This is a genomic window from Methylobacterium goesingense (assembly GCF_022179225.1).
Taxonomy (GTDB): Bacteria; Pseudomonadota; Alphaproteobacteria; order Rhizobiales; family Beijerinckiaceae; genus Methylobacterium; species Methylobacterium goesingense.
Genome location: NZ_BPQL01000071.1, coordinates 1 through 21762, shown reverse-complemented (window position 1 = coordinate 21762; position 21762 = coordinate 1). Strand labels below are relative to the sequence as shown.

Below are 21762 nucleotides of genomic sequence, written 5' to 3'. Positions count from 1 at the left end.
GCCTGCGCGCCCGGGGGTGCCGCACGACCGGGAGTGAGTTTGCGTATCCTCGCCATCGACACGGCGCTCGACGCCTGTTCCGTCTGCATCGCCTCGGATGCCACCGACGATCTCCTCGCGCACGAGTCGATGATCCTCGGGCGTGGGCATGCGGAGGCCCTGCTGCCGATGATCGAGTGCGTGGTGTCGCGGGTCACGGGCGGGTTCGAGGCGCTGGACCGGGTCGCCGTCACGGTGGGGCCGGGCAGCTACACGGGCTTGCGCGTCGGCCTCTCGGCGGCCCGCGCGATCGGCCTCGCTACCGGAATCCCGGTGGTCGGCGTCACCACCCTCTCGGCGCTCCTCGCCCCGCTCCTCGCCCTCAACGGTGAGGGCCTCATCGCCGCCGCCATCGATGCCCGGCACGGCGCCGTCTACCTCCAGGCCATGAGCATGACCGACGGCATCGTGGTGCCGCCGAGCCACGTGCCCGTCGCGGAGGCCGCCGCGATGCTCGACGGCACCGTGACCCTGGTGGGCTCCGGTGCGCCCGCCATCGCCGCCGCCTTGAAGGCGCGTGGCCTGACCGTGGAGGTCGCCGGCACCGGTGCCGCCGAGATCGCCTGGATCGCCTCCCTCGGCATGCTCGCCGACCCGGCCCAGGCCCTTGCCCGTCCCCTTTACCTGCGCGGCCCCGACGCCCAGCCGCAGGATCACGCGAGGCTCGCCCGCCGATGACCCGTCCGCTGACGCCGTTCTGGCCGTTCGAGGTCTGGTCTGCCTGGTGGGAGGCCTGGGGCACCGCGCCCTACGTGACGCTGCTGCGCGATTCCGGGCAGGCGCGGGCCCTGGCGCGCATCCACGCCACGGCCTTCGCCCGGCCCTGGGACGCTCACGAATTCGAACGCATGCTGTGCGAGCGCTCCACCGAGGCGCACGCTCTGTGGAAGAACGGCGCGATTCAGGGCTTCGTGCTCTCGCGCAAGGCGGCGGACGAGGCCGAGATTCTCACCGTCGTGCTGGCGCCGGGCGCGCGTGGCGGTGGCCTCTCGCATAAGCTCGTCTCGGCGCACCTGGAACACCTCATCCAGGCCGGCATCCGCACGGTGCATCTCGAGGTCGATCAGGGCAACCTGCCGGCCCAGAAGCTCTACGCCCGCCACGGCTTCCGGCAGGTGGGCGAGCGCACGGGCTATTACGCCCGAGCGGACGGCTCCCGGGCGACCGCGCTGACCATGACGGCGGTGCTGGCGTGAGCCGGTGCGGCTGAGGCCCAAGCGTCGATGACCCGCCGATGACCCGCCTCGGGACGTTCCTGCGCTTGATTCTCTGCGCGCTCGCCTTCCTCGTCGTCGTCGGGCCGCACCTGCTGAGCTTGCGCTTCGGACGCGGGCGGATCGCGGCCTGGACGCCGGTGCTCTTCCACCGCGTCTTCGTCGGGCTGTTCGGCCTGCGCGTGAGCCAGAGCGGGACGCCGCCGGAGGCCGGGGAGCCGGCCCTGGTGCTCTCGAACCACGTCTCCTGGCTCGACATCATCGTGCTGGGCTCCCTGCGGCCGCTCTCCTTCGTGGCGAAGTCGGAGATCGCCGGCTGGCCGGTGGTCGGCACCCTGGCGCGCCTCCAGCGCACGGTCTTCATCGACCGGGCGCGCCGGGCCGACACGGCCAACGTCAACGCCGCGGTGGCGCAGCGCCTGTCCCAGGGCGATCTGATCGTGCTCTTCGCCGAGGGCACCACGGGGGACGGCACCCGGCTGCTGCCCTTCCGCTCCTCACTGGTGGGCGCCGCGCGCGCGGCCCTGGCGGGGGAGGGGGGCGGACCGGACCGCATCCGCCTGCAGCCCCTCGCGATCACCTATCCGCGCCGCAACGGCCTGCCGGTGACGCGGACCGAGCGGCCGGAGGTGGCCTGGTACGGCGACATGGATCTGGCCCCCCACCTCTCCGCCTTCCTGGCGGGCGGACCCCTCGACATCCACGTGGTCTGGGGCGCGCCGATAGCCGTCGAGGCCGGCACCGACCGCAAGCGCGCCACGGCGCTCGCCGAGGCCTGCGTGCGCGAGGCCGTGCAGCGCGGGACGACCGGACGTCCACCGGTCGGGCCGGTCTGGAGCGGCCGGCGCCGCGCGCGTGCCCTGGATGCGGCCTCCGTGCCGGAGGCGGGCCTGCCCGCGGGCTAAGCAGGTTTCGCGAAAGTGGTCGCCGGTTTTGCGGTAAAAACCTGCTATATATCAAAGAGCTGAGCAGGGTGAAGCGTTGGCTCGCAAAGGCGAACCTGCTTAGGTCATGGCGACGCGGTCGCCGATCCGTGCTAAGGGCGTGCGCGTCGCCCCACCTGCGGAACCGGACTGTTGAAGAAAGCCTTCGTCAAATCCTACGGCTGCCAGATGAACGCCTACGACGCCGCCCGAATGGCGGATGTGCTCGGCGCCGAGGGCTACGCGGCCACGGACGTGGTGGAGGAGGCGGACGTCGTCATCCTCAACACCTGCCACATCCGTGAGAAGGCTGCCGACAAGGTCTATTCCGAACTCGGTCGCCTGCGCGTGCTGAAAGGGGAGCGGGCGCAGGCCGGCCGCGACACCCGGATCGTGGTGGCGGGTTGCGTCGCCCAGGCCGAGGGCGCCGAGATCCTGGCCCGGGCGCCGACCGTCGACGTGGTGGTCGGTCCCCAGAACTATCACCGCCTGCCGGACCTGCTCGCCCGTTCGGCCACCAAGCGCGTGGTCGACACCGAGTTTCCGGTCGAAGACAAGTTCGACCACCTGCCGGCGCGGCGCACCCACGGGGTCGCCGCCTTCCTCACCGTGCAGGAGGGCTGCGACAAGTTCTGCGCATTCTGCGTCGTGCCCTATACCCGCGGCGCGGAGGTCTCTCGCTCGGTGGACGCGATCTTGGCGGAGGCGGAGAAGCTGGTGCGCGGCGGGGTCCGCGAGATTACCCTGATCGGCCAGAACGTGAACGCCTATCACGGCCTCGGGCGTGACGGTGCCAGCGCCACCCTGCCGGTGCTGATGCGCGAACTGGAGCGCCTGCCGGGCATCCTGCGCCTGCGCTACACCACCAGCCATCCCAACGACATGGACGACGACCTCATCGCGGCCCATGGCACGATCCCGGCGCTGATGCCCTACCTGCACCTGCCGGTGCAATCCGGCTCGGATCGCGTCCTGAAGGCGATGAACCGAAAGCATACCGGCGACGCCTATCGGCGGATCATCGAGCGGGTGCGCGCGGCCCGGCCCGACATCGCCCTGTCGTCGGACTTCATCGTCGGGTTTCCAGGCGAGACCGACGCGGAGTTCGAGGACACGATGCGGATGGTGCGCGACATCGGTTTCGCCAGCGCCTACTCGTTCAAGTACAGCCCCCGCCCCGGCACCCCGGCGGCCGAGAGCGCCGACGCGGTGCCGGAGACGGTGAAGTCCGAGCGCCTCGCCGCGCTTCAGGCCCTCCTCGACGCGCAGCGCCACGCCTTCAATGCGTCCGCCGTCGGTACGGTGGTGGAAGTCCTGGTGGAAAAGGCCGGGCGGCATCCCGGCCAGGTCGCGGGCAAGACGCCGCACCTCCTGCCGGTTCAGTTCGACGCGCCTGCCTCGACCATCGGCAGCGTGGTGCCGGTGCGCGTCGTGCGCGCCGGCTCGAACAGCCTGTTCGGCGAGGCCGTGCACCCGGGCGAAACCGCCGATGCGGCGGCCGCGTGAGCCCGTGCTTCGCGGGGGCCGGGCGATACGCCGCGCCGGCCGGCGACTGGACGGCGCGCAACGAATTCCGATCTCAGCACCTTCACCGGGCGCAGGCCGCGTACCGGCCGCGAGCGTGATGAGCGAATGAAGGACAATGGCGTGCCGGGATCTGAAGGGTCGAGTGGACGCGGCGGGCCCTTGCGCGGGCGCGGCCCGGCGGCGCGCGCCGGGGGGCTGATCGAGACCGAGGAGGTCTCCCTCACCTTCGACGACAACCGCCTCGCCAGCCTGGTCTTCGGGCAGTACGACCAGAACGTCGCCCATATCGAGCGGCGCCTCGGCGTCACCGCCACGGCTCTGGGCAACCACCTCGTGGTCAAGGGTGGCGTCGAGGCGGCGGAGAAGGCCCGCAAGGTCTTCGAGCGCCTCTATGCGCGGGTGCGGGCGAGCGGTCTGCCCCTCACCCTCGGCGATGTCGACGGGGCGATCCAGGAGACGACGCAGCAGGGCAACCTGTTCCCGGCCGCCGAGGTCAGCGCAGAACCGGACCGGGCGGTATTCGACCAGATCGCCACTCGCAAGCGCGGAGCCGTGCGAGCCCGGAACGCGGCGCAGGATTCCTACATCAAGGCCCTGCGCAGCCACGAGCTCGTCTTCGCCGAAGGCCCGGCCGGCACCGGCAAGACCTGGCTTGCGGTCGGTCACGCGGTTTCCCTGCTGGAGCAGGGCCACGTGGAGCGCTTGATCCTGTCACGCCCCGCCGTGGAGGCCGGCGAGCGCCTCGGCTTCCTGCCCGGCGACATGCGCGAGAAGGTCGATCCCTACCTGCGCCCGATCTACGACGCGCTCTACGACTTCATGGAATCGCGCCACGTCGACCGCAGCCTCCAGACCGGGATCATCGAGATCGCCCCGCTCGCCTTCATGCGCGGGCGTACGCTCACCAATGCCGTGGTGTTGCTCGACGAGGCCCAGAACACGACCTCGATGCAGATGAAGATGTTCCTCACCCGGCTGGGCGAGAACTCCCGCATGATCATCACGGGCGATCCGAGCCAGATCGATCTGCCGCCCGGCCAGAAATCCGGGCTGGTCGAGGCCGTGCGCGTCCTCGATGGGGTCGAGGGCATCGGCCGCGTCACCTTCCGCGACGTGGACGTGGTGCGCCACGATCTCGTGCGCCGCATCGTCACCGCCTACGAGGCGGCCTCGCACGGGGAGCCCGATGCGGACCGCGGCCCGCCGCCCCGGCGCAGGCCCCTGTCGTGAGCGCCCCGGTGCGGGCGGCCGAGGCCGAGATCGACGTGGCGATCGATGATCCGCGCTGGGAGGGCGTGGCGCCGGACCTCGAGGCTTTCGTGATTCGCGCCGTTGAGGCGGGGCTCGCCGTGGCGCCGGATTCGCCTCGGGGGGCGCTCGAAGTCAGCGTGCTCCTCGCGGACGACGCCACCGTCCAGGACCTCAACCGAACTTGGCGCGGCAAGGACAAGCCCACGAACGTGCTGTCGTTTCCGGCGGCCGAGCAGCCGCTTCAGCCCGGCATGGCCCGGCCGCTCGGCGATGTCGTTCTTGCGTATGACACAATGCTGCGCGAGAGTGCCGAGCAGTCGAAGCCGCTCAGTGATCATCTCGCGCATCTCCTTGTCCATGGCACCCTTCACCTTCTCGGCCAGGACCACGAGACCGGCGACGCCGAGGCCGACGCGATGGAGGCGCTCGAAATCGAGGCTCTCCGGACCCTCGGCGTGCCCGACCCCTACGCGGCCGAGGCCTGAGCCGGCCGAGCGGCGACCCCATTCCGATTCCCAGATCAGAGAGACATGACGAACGATCGAAGTCGCGGCGCGGCCCAGGCCGCGCTCAGTTCCGGTGACGGTGAGCCCCAGGCCCGCGAGCCCTGGTACGACCGCCTCCTGCACGTCTTCCATCTGCGACCGCGCGATTCGCTGCGCGACGACATCGAGGGAGCGCTGGCCGAGCCCGATACCGGCGAGAACGCCTTCTCGCCCCTCGAGCGCGCCATGCTCAAGAACGTCCTCGGCCTGCACAAGGTGCGGGTCGACGACGTCATGATCCCGCGCGCCGACATCGTCGCCGTCTCGATGGACACCAGCCTCGGTGACCTGATGCGGCTGTTCCGCACCGCTGGCCATTCGCGGCTACCCGTCTACGGCGAGACCCTCGACGACCCGCGCGGCATGGTCCACATCCGTGACTTCGTCGATCACATCGCCGCCCGCGCCGAGGCCGGCGCCCGCCGCGTCGGGGCAGCCGGGGAGGGCGAGGCGCCCCCTTCGGCACCGGCCCCGACGCGGGCACGCCGGGGCGCCCGGGCGCTGCGCAGCCTCAATCTCGCCCATGTCGACCTCTCCGCCACCCTCGCGGCGGCGCGCATCCAGCGGCCGGTGCTGTTCGTGCCGCCTTCCATGCCGGCGATCGATCTCCTTGTGCGCATGCAGGCGACGCGCACCCACATGGCCCTCGTCATCGACGAGTACGGCGGTACCGACGGGCTCATCTCGATCGAGGACCTCGTCGAGATGGTGGTGGGCGATATCGAGGATGAGCACGACGTGGCCGAAGGCCATCTGGTCCAGCGGGTCGAGGGCGAGGGCGAGGTGTTCGTCGCCGATGCCCGTGCGGGCCTTGCCGAGGTCTCGGCGGCGAGCGGGGTCGACCTCGTGGCGGCGGTGGGTGAGATGGCCGAGGAGATCGACACGATCGGCGGCCTTATCGTGACCCTGGCAGGCCGTGTACCGTCGCGCGGCGAACTCATCAGCGGACCGGGCAACCTCGAATTCGAGGTGCTCGACGCCGATCCGCGCCGGGTAAAGCGCCTGCGTCTGCAGCGCGGGGATGCCCGCATCACCGCCGTGGTGCCCTTGGCGCTGCCCCCGCCGACCCCCTCCGCCGAAGCCCCCGCGCCTTGACGGACCCACGATGACCCAGACCCTCGCGGACCGCGCCGCGCGCGGTCCCGTGACGGGGCCGCTCGCGGTTCTCGCTCAGTGGGTAATGCTCACCGCCGGCTGGCGGCGCATCGCCGTGGCGATGGCGGCCGGCGCCCTCGGCGCCTTGGCGATGCCCCCCTTCGGCCTGTTCCCCGCCCTCGTGGTCTCCCTCGGCGTCGCGGTCTGGCTGCTCGACGGCGCAGCCACCGGCCGGCGCGGGAACCGCGGTGCGGTCGGCGCCGCCGCGCTGATCGGCTGGGCCTGGGGCTTCGGCTACCTCACCGCCGGCTTGTGGTGGCTCGGCTCGGCCTTCCTCGTGGAGGCGGACGAGTTCCTGTGGGCTCTGCCCCTCGGCGTCCTCGGACTGCCAGCGGTGCTTGCGCTGTTCTACGCGGCCGGATTCGCCCTGGCGCGAATTCTCTGGACGCGGGGTGCCACCCGCATCCTCGCCCTCGGCGTCGGTCTCTCTGCCTGCGAGTGGCTGCGCGGACACCTGTTCACCGGCTTTCCCTGGAACACCCTCGGTATGGCGCTCGGCCAGAATCTCTGGCCGATGCAGGGGGCGGCTTTGTTCGGACTTTACGGCCTCACCCTCCTGGCGATCGTCATCGCGGCCGCGCCCGCGACGCTCGCGGTGGCCGACACCACACGGGGCCGCTACGGCCCCGTCGTCCTCGCCGCCCTGGCCCTCGCGGCGCTGACCGGTCTGGGGGCTTGGCGCCTGCCGGCCGGTGCGACGCCGAACGTGGCGGGGGTGCGCCTGCGGCTCGTGCAGCCGAACCTCAATCAGGACGCGAAGTTCCGCCCCGAGAACCGGCAGGACATCCTCGATCGCTACCTCGAACTGAGCGACCGCGCCGCCGCGCCGGACCGCACCGGCATCGCCGATGTGACCCACGTGATCTGGCCGGAATCGGCCTTCCCGTTCCTGATTCAGCGCGATCCCGAATCCCTGGCCCGGATCGCCGCGGCCTTTCCGGCGGGCAAGCAGCTCATCACCGGGGCGGCGCGCATGGAAACGCCGGTGCCGGGGGAGGCGCCGCGCTTCTTCAACAGCATCCTGACCATCACGGCCGGGCCGAAGCTCGGCGACGTCTACGACAAGGTCCACCTCGTGCCCTTCGGCGAGTATCTTCCGGGTCCCCTCGACGCGACCCTGCGGGCGCTGCGCATCCGCCAGTTCGTGTCTATTCCGGGCGGGTTCACGGCGGGCAACCGCGAGACCCAGCGCATCATGACGGTGCCGGGACTGCCGCCGATCGCGGCCACGATCTGCTACGAGGCGATCTTCCCCGGCGCCATCGTGCCGGGCCCGACGCCGAGCGGGCCGCCGCCGGTGCCGGGGCTGATCCTCAACCTCACCAACGACGCCTGGTTCGGCGATACGCCGGGGCCGCGCCAGCACCTCGCGCAGGCGCGGCTGCGCGCCATCGAGGAGGGCCTGCCCCTGGTGCGCGACGCCAATACCGGCATCTCCGCCGTGGTGGACCCGTATGGTCGCGTCACCGCGAGCCTGCCGCTCGGCGTCGAGGGGGTGCTTGATGCGGGCCTGCCGGCGCGCATCCCGGGGCGGACGCCCTACGCGCGCTTCGGAGACCTTCCCTTCGCCCTGGCCTGGGCGGGCGCATTGCTTTGGACCCTCGCGGCACGGCGGCGAAACGCGTGAACTCCGTACCCTCGCAGACGCGCCGGCCGATCCTCCTCGGCCTCGGCATCATGCTGGTCGCCTTCAACATGCGCCCGGCCCTGACCACGGTGGGGCCGCTCCTGGAGCGCATTCGCGCCGAGACGGAACTCAGCGCTGCGGGCGTTGCCTTTCTCACCACCCTGCCGGTGCTCTGCATCGGGCTGGCCTGCACCCTCGGGCCCTGGGTTATCCGGCGCCTCGGCCCCGATCGCGGCGTGCTCCTCTCGGTGGCGATCGTCGCCCTCGGCTCGGGCCTGCGGGGCCTCGGCGGCACGCCGCCGCTCTTCGCCGGTGCCTGCCTGGCGGCCTTCGGCATCGGCCTCTCCGGGGTGCTGCTGCCCGGTCTCGTCAAGCGCGACTTCCCTGGCCAGACCGGCGTGGTCACCGGCCTCTACACCATGGTGCTCTGTCTGGGGGCGGCCGCGGGCGCCGGCTTGTCCGTGCCCCTCGCCGACCGGCTCGGCGGCTGGCCCACGGCTCTCGCGCTGTGGGCCGCCCCGGCCGTGCTGGCGACGCTGGCTTGGCTGCCGTTCGCCAAGGCGCGGGAGACCGTGGCCGGCGCGGCGCGGCCCCGAAGCCTGTGGCGTGATCCGCTGGCCTGGCAGGTCACGGGCTTCATGGGCCTGCAATCGTCTCTGGCCTACATCATGTTCGGCTGGCTGCCCCTGGTGCTGCACGACCGAGGTCTGAGCGCAGTAGACGCCGGCTTCGTGTCCTCGCTCATGAGCATCGGGCAGGCCCCGGCGGCCCTTCTGGTGCCGTCCTTCGCGGCACGCGTCCGCGACCAGCGTGGCTTCGCCGCCGGCCTGCTCGGCCTCTGCATCCTGTCGCTGGTCGCCCTCGTCTACGGCCCGCTCGCCTGGGCGCTCCCGATCGGCATGGCGCTCGGCGCCGGCCTCGGCGGCCTGTTCGGCCTCGGCCTGACGATCATCGTTCTGCGCGCCCGCGATCCCGGCGCGGCGGGGAACCTCGCGGCGATGTCGCAGAGTGTCGGCTACACCGTGGCCTCCCTCGGTCCCCTGAGCTTCGGCTTGGCCCACGACCTCACGGGCACCTGGGCCGCCTCGACAGTGCTGTTCTGCACCATCGCGACCGGCGCGTTCCTGTGCAGCCTGGGGGCGGGCCGCGACCGCTACGTGGGCAAGGCCTGAGGGACGGGGTTCGGGCAAGCCGAGCCGGTGGACCGGCCCGGAACCGGATCAGAGCGTCTTCACGTAGCGCCAGGCCTCCATCCCGTCCTCGTAGTAATCCGGGATGACGGCGAAGCGGCTGTAGCCGCGCCGCTCGTAGAGGCGGATGCCGGCGCCGTTGTCGGCGCGGACTTCGAGGCGCAGGCGGGTGCAGCCATGGGCGCGGGCCTCGGCCTCGGCGGCGTCGAGGACGAGGCTGCCGAGGCCGAGGCCCGACCGGGCCGGCGAGACCGCGATGGACGACAGGCGCGCCGCGCGGCTGCCGCGCCGGCGCTCCAGGGTGGCGGAGCCCACCAGGGTCGCCTGGCCCGCTTCGTCGCTGGTGATCGCCACGAGCAGCGACATGCTCACCGAACGGATCGCGTGGCGGATCGCCCGTCGCTCGGCCCGGTCACCGACGAAAGCGGCATGTTCGAGGGCGACGAGCGCATCGAGGTCGGCCAGCGTCGCCGGACGGATTTCCACAACCGGCGCCGGATCGGGGCTGATCGAGGTCGCGCTCACGGGGTGGTCCAGGGGTAGACCCAGGTCTCGGAGAGGGCGCGGCCGGAGGCGCGCAGGAAGAGGCGCAGGTCGGTCGACTGGCCTGGCGCTTCCAGGGTCACGTCTAGGGCCGCGCGCAGACCCCGGACGTGCGGGTTCGGCGCCACCGAGGTCGCGGTGATTCGTCCGGACGAGGTGCTGGCCACCACCTCCACCCGGCTCGGGTCGGCCCGGAAATAATCGAGGTCGCCGCCGGCGAAATCCACCAGGAAGCGCCGGGTCAGGCCGCCCTTCGCCTCCTCGGCCTTGGCGGTGCCGCTCGCCAACGGGGCAACGCTGAAGGTGTTCACCACGCGCCCCCCGGGATGGAGCACCGCGCCGCCGACCGCGCGGACCCGGTAGGACAGGGAGACCGGCGTGCCTGCCGGATAGGCGCTCGTCGGGCGCCAGCACGCGACCACGTTGTCGTTGGTCTCGGTGTCGGTGGGCAGCTCCATCAGCATCACCGCGCCCTCGCCCCAGGCGCCGTCAGGCTCCACGAAGTAGCCGGGCCGGCGGTCGTAGGACGCCTCGAGGTCCTGGTAGGCTTCGAAAAGGCGGTCGCGCTGCATCAGGCCGAACCCCTTCGGGTCACGGTCGGCGAAGGAGGAGATGCGCCGCTCGCGCGGGTTGTGCAGGGGCCGCCAGAGCCATTCGCCGCTGCCCGCCGCCATCTGGAGCCCGTCCGAATCGTGCAGTTCCGGCCGGTAATCGTCGGTGTGGCGGCGGTCGTTCTCGCCGATGAAGAACATCGAGGTCAGGGGGGCGAGGCCCACGGTCGCGAGGTCGACGCGGGGGATCAAGGTCGCGCGCACCGCCACGCTGGTCTCGTCGCCCGGCATCACCGTGAACTGGTAGGCGCCGGTGAGCGAGGGACCGTCGAGGAGTGCGTGGATCACCAGGGCGGCGTCGGTCTTCTCCGGCACGCCGACCCAGAACTCCCGGAAGACCGGAAACTCCTCCGGGCCGCCCTGGCCCTCGACATTGACGGCGAGTCCCCGGGCCGAGAGGCCGTAGAGCTGGTCGCGGCCGAGGAAGCGGTAGTAGCTCGCCCCCAGGAAGACGATGAGTTCGTCGAGAAGGTTCGGCTTGTTCAGCGGTGCGTGGATTCGCAGGCCCGCGAAGCCGAGATCGACCGGCAGCGCCTTGTCGAGCTTGGTGCGCCCCATGTCGTAGAGGCTCGCCTGATAGGCGATCGGCGTCGCCACGCCGCCGCGCACGAGGTTCACCGTCACCGGGCGCGTATAGAGAAAGCCGAGGTGGAAGAGCTGGAGCCGGAACGGGCTTCCCTCCCCGAGGAACGCCTTGTCGGGTTTGAAGCGGATGTCCCGCCAGGCGTCGTAGTCGAGCTTGGCGATCGGCGCCGGCAGCGCCGGAACGCGCGGGTCGTATGCGACCTTCGCCAGATCCCGGGCCCGGCGCTCCACGTCGGCGAAGCCGAACGGTGTGGTGGGCCGTCCCTCCTGCGCCTCCGCCGCGTAGGGGCCGCCGAGGAGGGCGACGCCCGCCAGGACCTGGACGAGGTTGCGCCGGTTGAGTTCTGTCATGCGCCTCGGACCACCTACCCTGGAAACCGTGCGCTTGATGGCCGGTTCGCCGGCCGTTGGGAAGGGGCGTCCCGGGCCCGGCGCGACGTTTGTGCAACATGCCGGACCGTGCGGGGATATCGCACCCGAAAAACACGATTTTCCCTTGTCGCCGGAATACCCTGACCGTATATCCGCCTTGCCCAATTTCGCACGTGCCTGTGGCCGCGTGTCGGTTGGTGGGCATCCGGCCAACTGCCGGACAGCCGCCAGGGGTCTTAAAGGATCGATGGTCGACAGGGTGGATTCCCTCCGGCCGGCATCCAGGTGGCAACACCGGACCCCGACAACAACCGGCAGCCGGAGGCGAAACCGGCGAACCCCGCTCTCCACGGGGGACGCAGCTTAAAGCAACGACGAACGGGCTTTTTTGGTCTCGTCGGCCCTCCAAAGGCCGGCACCGAAGAGGCTTGTTTCTCTTTGCCCGGCGTGCGGTGGGGATCTCCCTTCCAATCCAAGGCAGCTTCCGGGTGCTCTCGCGCCCGCGTTCGACGTCGTGTCTCCAAAGCACGCCGCGCGACGCGTCGCAGCGCCCCCAGACGCCGGACGGCTCACGTCGTCCAGACATTCGACAGCGCGCCCCGCGTGAGGGCGCTCGCGAACCTGTGGGTTGGAACGACCATGACCGATCGTATCCGCGATTTCCTGCGCGCACGCCGCGATATGGGCCAAGACGAGGGCCCGGTGATGGTGCTCGACCTCGAGGTCGTGCGGGACAACTACACGGCCTTCGCCCGTGCGCTCCCCGACACCCGCGTCTTCTACGCCGTAAAGGCGAACCCGGCGCCGGAGGTGCTGCGTCTCCTCGCCGAGATGGGCTCGTGCTTCGACACCGCTTCGGTGGTCGAGGTCGAGATGGCGCTGGCCGCCGGCGCCACCGCCGACCGCGTCTCCTTCGGCAACACCATCAAGAAGGAGCGCTGCATCACCCGCGCCCTCAAGCTCGGCGTGCGCCTGTTCGCCGTCGATTGCGAGGCCGAGGTCGAGAAGATCGCCCGCGCCGCCGAGGCCGCCGGGGTCGAGGCCGGTGACGTTCAGGTGTTCTGCCGCATCCTCTGCGACGGGGCCGGTGCCGAATGGCCGCTCTCGCGCAAGTTCGGCTGCGTGCCCGAGATGGCGGTCGACGTGCTGGAGCATGCTTACCGCCAGGGCCTGACCGCCTACGGCGTCTCGTTCCATGTCGGTTCGCAGCAGGGCAATACCGGCGCCTGGGACGGCGCACTCGCCTCCGCCGCCATGATCTTCGCGGAATGCGCCCAGCGCGGCATCAGCCTCCAGATGGTCAATCTCGGCGGTGGCTTCCCGACCAAGTACCTCAAGGCGGTGCCGGGCGTGGAATCGTACGGCGACGCGATCTTCCGCGCGCTGACCAAGCATTTCGGCAACCGCATGCCCGAGACCATCATCGAGCCGGGCCGCGGCATGGTCGGCAATGCCGGCATGATCGAGGCCGAGGTGGTGCTGGTCTCGCGCAAGTCGGACGCAGAGGACGAGGTGCGCTGGGTCTACCTCGACATCGGCAAGTTCGGAGGTCTCGCCGAGACCATGGACGAGTCGATCCGCTACGCGATCCGCACCGAGCACGACGAAGACCGCATGGCCCCCTGCGTGCTCGCCGGTCCGACCTGCGATTCGGCCGATGTGCTCTACGAGAAGGTGCCTTATCCGCTGCCCGTGTCGCTCTCCATCGGCGACAAGGTGCTGATCGAGGGCGCCGGCGCCTACACCACCACCTACGCGGCGGTGGCGTTCAACGGCTTCCCGCCCCTTCAGCAATACGTCATCTAAACCTCTTCAAGGTCATGACGCGACGGCCGGGTGCTCTCGAAGGAGGGCGTCCGGCATCGTAGCCCCAACACCCGCCCCGTGCAGCCCGCCTGCACGGATCGTCTCGTCGCCTGCCCAACGTTCGGGAAGGGTGCGGCCTTGGTCCAGATCCGTGATGAAGTGGCCGGTGACGTCGTCGCCCGCGAACACCTTCTCGATGCCTGCTTCGGTGAAGCGCGTCGACTGAAGACGTCCGAGCGTCTGCGCGAGGGCCGGCTTCCCGCCGAAGGCCTCGCGTTGATCGCCGAGCAGGTGGGCCGTGTCGTCGGCACCTGTCGTCTCTGGCACGTGGAGGCGGGTCCGCGCCGGCCCGCGCTGCTGCTCGGGCCGCTGGCGGTCGATCCGGCGATCCAGGGGCTCGGCCTCGGCTCGATCTTGATGCGGGCCGCCCTGCGCAGGGCGGATGTCCTCGGCCACGGCGCGGTGCTGCTGATGGGGGATGCGCCCTACTACGCGCGCTTCGGCTTCTCGGCCGGGCTCGCGGAGGGGCTGTTCATGCCCGGTCCGTTCGAGCGCGAGCGCTTCCTCGGGCTGGAACTGCGCCCGGAGACTCTCTCCGGCGCGCGCGGCATCGTGCGCGCGGCGGGTGCCTGGGACCAGGCGGCACCCACGCCGATCGTTCTGGAGACCCTCGTCGAGACCGGCGCGGCGTCCCGACGACGGGTCGCCTGACGCTCGGTCCGGCGCGTAACCGGCTTAGACGTTGGTGTGATGGTCCGCCTTGGCGGCAAGGTCGCAGCGGCGCTGGAAGGCGGCATCGTGGCGGCGGCTGACGGCGCGGAGCAGCGAGGCCGCCAGGGTGATGATGCCGGGATCGCGGTCGACGGGCTCGTCGACGGGGGCGGCAAGGCGCGAGGTAATGAGTGCGAGCATGGCAGAGGTCCGTGGCGTAGGGGTCCGGACGCTTCCTCGGGTCGGGTCGCTCTTGTTTTGTTGCAGTGCAATATCGGTGTAGCCCCGGATGCCCGCAATGTGTTTGGGTGGGATGACGCCCTGCGCTCAGGGCATGCGCGCCGTAACCCTTCCGAAACGCGGGTTTCCCGAACGCCGGTTTCCTTGCGCGGTTGACCGGCGCGGTTGACCGGCGCGGCCGCAAACGTCACTGAGCCCGTCGCTTGTTCGTCATTTCCGGCGCCTAAGGCATGCGGTCGCGACGCGGCGACCCAAAGCACGCGCAAGAGTCGCGCAAGACACGCGTATGAGAAGGATCTTCCCGCCCATGACCGAAGCCGCACCCTCCTGGCCCGTCCACGGCCGCATCACCGGCCCCATCGTGATGATCGGCTTCGGCTCCATCGGACGCGGCACGCTTCCGCTGATCGAGCGGCACTTCGCCTACGACAAGGCCCGCTTCACGGTCATCGAGCCCTCCGACGCGCATCGGTCGCTCGCCGAGCAGCACGGCCTGCGCTTCGAGCAGGTTGCGCTGACCAAGGAGAATTATCGCGATGTGCTGACGCCCCTGCTCACCGAGGGCGGCGGCCAGGGGTTCTGCGTCAACCTCTCGGTCGACACCTCGTCGCGGGCGATCATGGAACTCTGCCGCGAACTGGGCGCCTTCTACATCGACACCGTGGCCGAGCCCTGGCCGGGCTTCTACTTCGACAAGAACAAGAGCCAGGGCGACCGCACCAACTACGCGCTCCGCCAGGAGATCCTGGACGCCCGCACCGCCTCGCCCGGCGGCACCACCGCCGTCTCCTGCTGTGGTGCGAATCCCGGCATGGTCTCGTGGTTCGTCAAGCAGGCGCTCCTGAACATCGCCGGTGACCTCGGCCTGCAGACCCCCGAGCCGAAGGACCGCGCCGGCTGGGCCGCGCTCATGCGCGAAGTCGGCGTCAAGGGCGTCCACATCGCCGAGCGCGACACGCAACGCGCCAAGTCGGCCAAGCCCATGGGCGTCTTCGTCAACACCTGGTCGGTTGAGGGCTTCGTGTCCGAGGGCAATCAGCCGGCCGAGCTCGGCTGGGGCACCCACGAAACCTGGATGCCCGAGAACGGCCGGGAGCAGGAGAAGGGGTCGCGATGCGCGATCTACCTGCTCCAGCCCGGCGCCGACACCCGCGTGCGCTCCTGGACGCCCACCGCCCAGTCACAGTTCGGCTTCCTCGTGACCCACAACGAGGCCGTGTCGATCTCGGACTACTACACCGTGCTGGAGGGCGAGCGCGCCGCCTACCGCCCGACCTGCCACTATGCCTACCATCCGGCCAACGAAGCGGTGCTGTCGCTGCACGAGATGTTCGGCAATGGCGGCAAGGTGCAGGAGCAGCACCACATCCTCGACGAGACCGAGATCGTGGACGGCATCGACGAACTCGGCGTGCTCCTCTACGGCCACGCCAAGAACGCGTACTGGTACGGCTCGCAGCTCTCCATCGAGGAGACCCGCCGCATCGCCCCCTACCAGAACGCCACCGGCCTGCAGGTGACCTCCGCCGTGCTCGCCGGCATGGTCTGGGCCTTGGAAAACCCGGAGGCCGGCATCGTCGAGGCCGACGAGATGGATTTCCGCCGCTGCCTCGAGGTGCAGACGCCGTATCTCGGCCCCGTCATCGGCGTCTACACCGACTGGACCCCGCTAACCGGCCGCCCGGGCCTCTTCCCCGAGGACATCGACGCCAGCGATCCCTGGCAGTTCCGCAACGTCCTCGTCCACGGCTGAGGCCCGGCCGAGCCCCGCGTAACGCGCGGGGCCTCCGTCATCGGCGCGAGTCGCCGGACGGAGGCCCCGTGTCCCTCTGTCCCGGCCAAGCGATCACCCATGCCCCCGACACCCGTTGTCGGGGTGCCTGGGCGACGTCTACGATGGGTGCCGCGCTTTCCGGCGCTGTACCATCTTCGTCTCCAGCCAGGACTGAGCCGCCCGGTGCCCCATTTCGAAGATTTCTATGCCGCCAAGTTGCGCGGCTCCCTCGGCGTCACCGACGCCGAATCGGTGCTCGACCTGCGTGGATCGAACAGACCGACGGCGGAAGCCTCGCTCGCCGACATGCTGGAACGCAGCCGCTTCGGAAAGGGCAAGACGGTGGCGATCCGCCTCGACCCGCCGCCCGAGGGGGGCGGTGAGACGCTGTTCCAGCCGATTGGCCGGCTGCTTCTCGACGCCAAGCGCAAGGGGTTGGTCGATCGCCTGCAGACCCTGCCGGGCGGCGACGGGCTCGGATTTTACGTGGCACTATCCGGCAAGGCTGCGCGTTCCTCGGACGGATAAACCCCGGACTCAGGAAACGCCTTGTTCAAGCTCGGACATAACACGATCGAGCGCGTGGCCCGGTTCGGCTATGGCGCGCGCGGCATCGTGTACTGCCTCGTCGGTGGTCTCGCGCTCCTCGCCGCGATCGGACAGGGTGGCCGGGCGGGCGACAGCGAGAGCGCGATCCGCTGGGTGCTGGCGGGTCCGTTCGGCGCCGTCCTGGTCGGGTTGATCGCCGTCGGATTGCTGGGGTTCGCCGTCTGGCGCTTCATCGAGAGCGTCACCGACGCCGACCGGCGCGGAACCGCCCTCAAGGGGCTCGTGGTGCGGGCCGCTCATCTCCTCAGCGCCGCCATCTACACCGGTCTCGCGATCACGGCCGGCAGCCTCGCCCTCGGTCTGAGCGGCGCCGGCGGCGATGCCGCGCAGGACTGGACGGCCTGGCTCCTGGGAAAGCCCTTCGGCCTGTGGCTCGTGGCGCTGATCGGGCTCGCGGTCATCGGCGGCGGCATCGCCTTCCTGATCAAGGCCTTCAAGGGCGATGTCACCGACCGTTTGAAGCTCGATGCCGACCATTGCCGCTGGGCCAAGCCGATCGGTCAGTTCGGCTACGCCGCGCGCGGCATCGCCTTCCTGATCATCGGCGGCTTCTTCATCGCGGCAGCCTGGTATCAGGCCTCCTCCGAGGTGAGGGGGCTGGCGGGAGCCTTCGCGGCCCTGCGTGCCCAGCCCTATGGCTGGATCCTTCTGGCCGTCGTGGCGGCGGGTCACTTCGCCTTCGGTGCGTTCGGCCTGATCCAGGCACGCTTCAGGCACATCGATGCACCGGATATCGACCAGACCGACGATGCCGTCGCGGCGGCCTTCCGGTCGGTCACCTGAAGCTCGTCAGGAACCAATCCCCACATTTGGCGATTGAGGCCCTGGACACGGATCTTGGTGCGCCGGCCACACGCCGCCGCCACGAACCCGACAAGAGGGGGAACGTCCCAGTGCAGTTTCGTACGACCATTCTCGCCGGCAGCCTGATGGCGCTGAGCCTCGGCCTCGCCGGCGGATCCGCCAACGCGCAGGGCATTTCGATCGGTCCCGGCGGCGTCCAGGTCGATCCCGGTTACCGTCGCGGTTACGACGACCGCGGTCCGCCCCGCAGCGAACTCACGCGCGGCGAAGCGGCCCGCATCGCCCGCCGCGAGGGCCTCGTGGATGTGGACGGTGTCGATCGTCGTGGCCCCCGCCTGATCGTGCGCGGCTCGGACCGGCGTGGCGACGACATCAGCGTCGTGATCGACAGCCGCTCCGGCGACGTGATCGACGTTCGTCGCTGAGGCGAGATCGCCCCGACGTCACGGTGGCCCGGCCCCCAGCCGGGCCTTTTTCATGACTGGCTGCGTGCGAACCGCATCAGCCCCTCGCGGGACGATGCGGCCGGGAGCCAGCCCAGCGCGCTCAAGCCATCGGTGCGTGCGACGAGGCTGCTCGACAGCCGAGCATAGGATGCCTCCCGACCGGCGAGGCGGCAGGCGAGGGCGAGAAGCGGAGCCGGCACCGGGATCACGCCGGGTGATCGCCCGAGACCGGCACGAAGCGCGCCGATCATCTCCGCCACGCTCAGCGCTTCGGGCTCGGACACGATGAGCGGACGACGCAAGGGATCCGGGGCCTCCAGCACCGTGACCACCGCCTCGGCGAGACTCTCCACGGAGACGAGGGAGCGCCGGGCGTCGAGGCGTCCGAACGGCAGGGGTGCGGTGGTGCGCGCCAGCCGCATCAGGGTGGCGATGTTGCCCCTGACGCCGGCGCCGTAGACCAAGACCGGGCGTAGGGCGATCCAGTCCAGCCCGGTTCCGGCGAGGGCTTCCTCGGCCGCGAGCTTTGATCGGCCGTAGGCGTCGGTCGGAGCGGGCGAGTCGGTCTCCGTGACGATACCCGGCGCCGAGATCCCGGTCTGCGCGCGGACCGAGGACAGGAAGACGAAGCGTTGTACGCGCGCCCGCGCGGCGGCTTCCGCGAGGCGCAGGGTCGCTTCGGTGTTCGAGGATCGGAAATCGTCCTCGGGCGTGCCCGACATCGTCTGGGCGAGGCCGGCGGAGTGCACCACGGCATCGACGCCTGCCAGTGCCGCCGCCATGTTCATCGGTCGGGTCAGGTCGCCGACGACGGCGCTGCTGGCGCCCTCCGGCACCTCCACCGGACGCCGCAGCAGGACGCGCACCCGGTAGCCCCGCTCCGACAGGCTGCGCAGGAGATGGCGCCCGATGAAGCCCGTGGCCCCCGTCAGTGCGATGAGGCGTGCGGCCAAGCCTGAGCCCTCCCTATGATCGCTTCGCGGTGACCTCGATCTCCACCTTCATTTCGGGGCGCAACAGGCCCGCGACGATGACGATGGTGGCGGCCGGCCTGATCGCGCCGAGCACGCGCCCGCAGACCCCCAGGATCGCATCGGCCTCGGAGCGGTCCGTGACGTAATAGGTCGCCCGCACGATGTCGCCGAGGGAGGCGCCGGCCTCCGCCAGGACCGCCGCGATGGTGCGCCAGCAGGCCTCCGTCTGGTCGACAACAGAATCCGGCAGGGTCATCGCGGCGTAGTCGTAGCCGGTGGTGCCGGCGACGAAGACGAAGCCGTCCTGCACCACGGCGCGGGAATATCCGTAGGCCGCCTCGAAGGGCGACCCGGAACCGATGAGCCGCCGTTCGCTCATCCGCGCCGAAGCGCTTCGAGCACCTTCGCGCCGGGGCGCCCGGTCGCCGGCATGCCGAGGCTGCGCTCGACCTCCTTGATCGCATCGCGCGTCTTCGAACCGACCTTGCCGTCCGGCTCGCCGACATCGAAGCCGCGCTTGGTCAGGCGCGCCTGGAGGTCGCGGCGCTCGGCCCGTGACAGCGGCGGATCGTCGGTGGGCCACTCGGCCTGGATGCCGCCGCGCCCGCGCAGGCGGTCGGACAGGACCGCGATGGCGAGACCGTAGGATTCCGCAGCGTTGTAGGAGTAGAGCGCGTCGAAGTTCTTCGTCACCAGGAAGGCCGGGCCGTCGACACCGGCGGGCAGCAGGATGCCGACCGGTCCCTCGCCCGACAGTGGACGGCCGTCGATGCGCGTGACGCCGAGCGAGGCCCAATGGGCGATCGCCTTCTTGTTCTTGCGCCCGGCGGACCCCGCCGGAAAGCCGCGCGGGACCTTGACTTCGTAGCCCCAGGGCTGGCCGTTGTTCCACTTGGCCACCCGCAGGAAGTTGGCCGTGGAGGCCACCGCGTCGGGAACCGAATCGACGAGGTCGCGGCGGCCGTCGCCGTCGCCGTCGACGGCGAGGCGCTGGTAGGTGGTCGGCATGAACTGGGTCTGCCCGAAGGCGCCGGCCCACGAGCCGTTGAGGCGGGACGGGTCGATGTCGCCGCGCTCGATGATCTTCAGGGTGGCCATCAGCTCGCCCTTGAAGAAGTCCTTCCGGCGATGATTGGCGCAGATCAGGGTGGCGAAGGATTGCACCAGCGGCATCTTGCCGAGGTTCTTGCCGAAGTTTGATTCGACGCCCCAGACCGCCGCGATGGTGTGGCGGTCGACGCCGTAGCGGGCCTCGGCATTGGCGAGCGCCTGCGCATGCTGGCGCATGGCGGCCTTGCCGTCGTCCACCCGCTCCTCGTCCACGAGGGCGGCCATGTAGTCCCAGATCGGGGTCTTGAACTCAGGCTGGGCCTGGGAGAGTTCGATCACCTTCTCGTCGTAGGCGATGCCGGCCGTCGCGGACCGGAAGGTCTGGGCGGAGATGCCCTGCGCTGCGGCTTGAGCCTGTAGCCCTGCGAGGCAGTCCTGGAAATCGGCGCGGGCCGGAGCGGAGAGCGTCAGGAGGGTCGCGGCCATCCCGAGGGAGAGGGTCGCCGTCTTGCCCGGTCGGCCGAATGCCATCGTGATCTCCGCCAATGCGTTCGCCAGGAATGTGAGCGCCGATTCAGGCTATACCAGGGTTAACGAACGGTTGAGCGTGGGGCGAAATGATCGGAGCTGCCCGCCTCGCCCCTATCGGCCGGAGGCGGGGGGACCTTCAGATGGTGTTGGATCTCACACGGTCGGCCGCTCTGGATTCCGGGATCGCCCGTGGCGACCCGGAATGACGATGCGTCGGCCTATGCCATCGCCCGGCCGCAAGGCGGGGGAGGGCCCCGTCACGGGTCCGTCCGAGGCTGGCGGCGGTCAGGCGAAGCCGCGCGCGGCGAGCTTCTGCTCGTAGGCATCGATCTTGGGGGCCCGCATCAGAGTCAGGCCGATCTCGTCGAGGCCGTTGAGGAGGCTCTCCTTGCGGCCCGGATCGATGTCGAAGTGCAGGGTGCCGCCGTCCGGACCCTTGATGGTCTGGGCTTCGAGGTCCACCGACAGGGTGGCGTTCGAGCCGCGCTCGGCATCCTCGAACAACTTCTCCAGATCCTCGGGCGAGACCGTGATCGCCAGGATGCCGTTCTTGGCGCAGTTGTTGAAGAAGATGTCGGCGAAGCTCGTGGAGATCACGCAGCGGATGCCGAAATCCGTGAGCGCCCAGGGCGCGTGCTCGCGGGACGAGCCGCATCCGAAATTGTCGCCGACGACGAGGATACGGGCGTTGCGGTAGGCCGGCTTGTTGAGGACGAAATCGGGGTTCTCCGAGCCGTCGTCATGGTAGCGCATCTCGGAGAACAGGCCCTTGCCGAGGCCGGTGCGCTTGATCGTCTTGAGATACTGCTTCGGGATGATCCGGTCGGTGTCGACGTTGATGATCCGCATGGGCGCCGCGACGCCCTCCAGGGTGGTGAACTTTTCCATGATGCCGGTCGCCGTGGTCTCGCGATGCGCGCCCGGCCCGTCCGGGGATGGGTGGGGGCGCTTGAGGCGACATCTAACAGTCGGGGGGCGCTACCGAAAGACGGAGATCCTCGTCTCGCGATCGTCGCGCAACGCGCCTATGCTCATCGGAGCGGACGTACGGGGGCAGCGATGGCCGAGACCACGAACCAGTTCAAGAAGGCGCCCAAGCGCAAGAAGGAGAAGGCCCGCTCGGTGACGGTGTCGCCGGAGATGCGCCAAGCCTACGCGGATCTCATCAAGCAGAAAGAAGAGCGCGAGGAATACGCAAAACACCTGCCCTTTTCGGAGGGCAGGTGTTTTGCGTA

22 protein-coding genes are annotated in these 21762 nt (G+C 70.2%); 15 read left to right on the top strand and 7 right to left on the bottom strand.

The features are described from left to right. The first annotated feature begins 39 nt into the window (after nt 1–39). The 9 genes from tsaB (at nt 40) to MFF30_RS14090 (ending at nt 9453) form a co-directional block, all read left to right on the top strand. Nucleotides 40–717, top strand: a complete 678-nt coding sequence (gene tsaB, locus MFF30_RS14130) for a tRNA (adenosine(37)-N6)-threonylcarbamoyltransferase complex dimerization subunit type 1 TsaB (protein WP_238280046.1) — start codon at nt 40–42, stop codon at nt 715–717. Next, the gene (locus MFF30_RS14125) at nt 714–1235 is read left to right on the top strand and encodes a GNAT family N-acetyltransferase (protein WP_238280033.1); all 522 of its coding nucleotides are present in this window, start codon (nt 714–716) and stop codon (nt 1233–1235) included. Before tsaB ends, MFF30_RS14125 begins: the two co-directional genes overlap by 4 nt. A gap of 38 nt (nt 1236–1273) precedes the next feature. Next, nucleotides 1274–2158 (top strand): lysophospholipid acyltransferase family protein, encoded by an 885-nt coding sequence (locus tag MFF30_RS14120; RefSeq protein ID WP_238280032.1) that lies wholly within the window; start codon nt 1274–1276, stop codon nt 2156–2158. 171 nt (nt 2159–2329) lie between these two features. Then, the gene (miaB, locus tag MFF30_RS14115) at nt 2330–3682 is read left to right on the top strand and encodes a tRNA (N6-isopentenyl adenosine(37)-C2)-methylthiotransferase MiaB (protein WP_238280031.1); all 1353 of its coding nucleotides are present in this window, start codon (nt 2330–2332) and stop codon (nt 3680–3682) included. Nucleotides 3683–3808: 126 nt separating this feature from the next. Beyond that, complete coding sequence (locus tag MFF30_RS14110) at nt 3809–4933, top strand: PhoH family protein (RefSeq protein WP_373320903.1); 1125 nt, start codon at nt 3809–3811, stop codon at nt 4931–4933. Further along, a complete protein-coding gene (ybeY, locus tag MFF30_RS14105; protein ID WP_238280030.1) occupies nt 4930–5439 on the top strand; it encodes an rRNA maturation RNase YbeY in 510 nt (169 codons plus the stop codon). Before MFF30_RS14110 ends, ybeY begins: the two co-directional genes overlap by 4 nt. Before the next feature lie 45 nt (nt 5440–5484). Beyond that, complete coding sequence (locus MFF30_RS14100; protein WP_238280029.1) at nt 5485–6594, top strand: hemolysin family protein; 1110 nt, start codon at nt 5485–5487, stop codon at nt 6592–6594. Nucleotides 6595–6604: 10 nt separating this feature from the next. Continuing rightward, nucleotides 6605–8281, top strand: coding sequence for an apolipoprotein N-acyltransferase (lnt, locus tag MFF30_RS14095; protein WP_238280028.1), 1677 nt, complete (start codon nt 6605–6607; stop codon nt 8279–8281). After that, nucleotides 8278–9453, top strand: a complete 1176-nt coding sequence (locus tag MFF30_RS14090) for a CynX/NimT family MFS transporter (RefSeq protein WP_238280027.1) — start codon at nt 8278–8280, stop codon at nt 9451–9453. Before lnt ends, MFF30_RS14090 begins: the two co-directional genes overlap by 4 nt. Before the next feature lie 48 nt (nt 9454–9501). On the opposite strand, the gene MFF30_RS14085 is transcribed toward MFF30_RS14090, so the two are convergent. Then, nucleotides 9502–9996, bottom strand: a complete 495-nt coding sequence (locus tag MFF30_RS14085; protein ID WP_238280026.1) for a GNAT family N-acetyltransferase — start codon at nt 9994–9996, stop codon at nt 9502–9504. After that, on the bottom strand, nt 9993–11561 hold the full coding sequence (locus tag MFF30_RS14080) for an OpgD/OpgG family glucan biosynthesis protein (RefSeq protein WP_238280025.1): 1569 nt from the start codon (nt 11559–11561) through the stop codon (nt 9993–9995). Before MFF30_RS14080 ends, MFF30_RS14085 begins: the two co-directional genes overlap by 4 nt. A 660-nt stretch (nt 11562–12221) precedes the next feature. Between MFF30_RS14080 and MFF30_RS14075 the strand changes: the two genes are divergently transcribed. Continuing rightward, nucleotides 12222–13388: a type III PLP-dependent enzyme gene (locus tag MFF30_RS14075; RefSeq protein ID WP_238280024.1), complete on the top strand. Its 1167-nt coding sequence runs from the start codon at nt 12222–12224 to the stop codon at nt 13386–13388. A gap of 138 nt (nt 13389–13526) precedes the next feature. Continuing rightward, nucleotides 13527–14099 (top strand): GNAT family N-acetyltransferase, encoded by a 573-nt coding sequence (locus tag MFF30_RS14070; protein WP_238280023.1) that lies wholly within the window; start codon nt 13527–13529, stop codon nt 14097–14099. 24 nt (nt 14100–14123) lie between these two features. Here the strand turns inward: MFF30_RS14070 and MFF30_RS14065 are convergent, their stop codons facing one another. Next, nucleotides 14124–14300, bottom strand: a complete 177-nt coding sequence (locus tag MFF30_RS14065; protein ID WP_238280022.1) for a hypothetical protein — start codon at nt 14298–14300, stop codon at nt 14124–14126. A 346-nt stretch (nt 14301–14646) separates the two neighbouring features. On the opposite strand from MFF30_RS14065, the gene MFF30_RS14060 reads away from it, so the two are divergent. The 4 genes from MFF30_RS14060 (at nt 14647) to MFF30_RS14045 (ending at nt 17951) form a co-directional block, all read left to right on the top strand. Further along, nucleotides 14647–16092, top strand: a complete 1446-nt coding sequence (locus tag MFF30_RS14060; RefSeq protein ID WP_238280021.1) for a homospermidine synthase — start codon at nt 14647–14649, stop codon at nt 16090–16092. Between the two features lie 204 nt (nt 16093–16296). Beyond that, complete coding sequence (locus tag MFF30_RS14055) at nt 16297–16641, top strand: hypothetical protein (RefSeq protein WP_238280020.1); 345 nt, start codon at nt 16297–16299, stop codon at nt 16639–16641. Between the two features lie 21 nt (nt 16642–16662). Continuing rightward, nucleotides 16663–17505, top strand: coding sequence for a DUF1206 domain-containing protein (locus tag MFF30_RS14050; RefSeq protein ID WP_238280019.1), 843 nt, complete (start codon nt 16663–16665; stop codon nt 17503–17505). Nucleotides 17506–17531: 26 nt separating this feature from the next. Continuing rightward, nucleotides 17532–17951: a PepSY domain-containing protein gene (locus MFF30_RS14045; protein ID WP_238280018.1), complete on the top strand. Its 420-nt coding sequence runs from the start codon at nt 17532–17534 to the stop codon at nt 17949–17951. A gap of 50 nt (nt 17952–18001) precedes the next feature. On the opposite strand, the gene MFF30_RS14040 is transcribed toward MFF30_RS14045, so the two are convergent. From MFF30_RS14040 to leuD, 4 genes are all read right to left on the bottom strand, one after another. After that, nucleotides 18002–18925 (bottom strand): NAD-dependent epimerase/dehydratase family protein, encoded by a 924-nt coding sequence (locus tag MFF30_RS14040; protein ID WP_238280017.1) that lies wholly within the window; start codon nt 18923–18925, stop codon nt 18002–18004. Nucleotides 18926–18938: 13 nt separating this feature from the next. Continuing rightward, nucleotides 18939–19325: a RidA family protein gene (locus MFF30_RS14035; RefSeq protein WP_238280016.1), complete on the bottom strand. Its 387-nt coding sequence runs from the start codon at nt 19323–19325 to the stop codon at nt 18939–18941. Next, nucleotides 19322–20482 carry a lytic murein transglycosylase gene (locus MFF30_RS14030; RefSeq protein WP_238280044.1) on the bottom strand — a complete coding sequence of 387 codons (1161 nt, stop codon included), beginning with the start codon at nt 20480–20482 and terminating at the stop codon, nt 19322–19324. The genes MFF30_RS14035 and MFF30_RS14030 overlap by 4 nt, the downstream gene beginning before the upstream one ends. Nucleotides 20483–20812: 330 nt before the next feature. Next, complete coding sequence (gene leuD / locus MFF30_RS14025; RefSeq protein ID WP_238280015.1) at nt 20813–21415, bottom strand: 3-isopropylmalate dehydratase small subunit; 603 nt, start codon at nt 21413–21415, stop codon at nt 20813–20815. Nucleotides 21416–21762 lie beyond the last annotated feature (347 nt).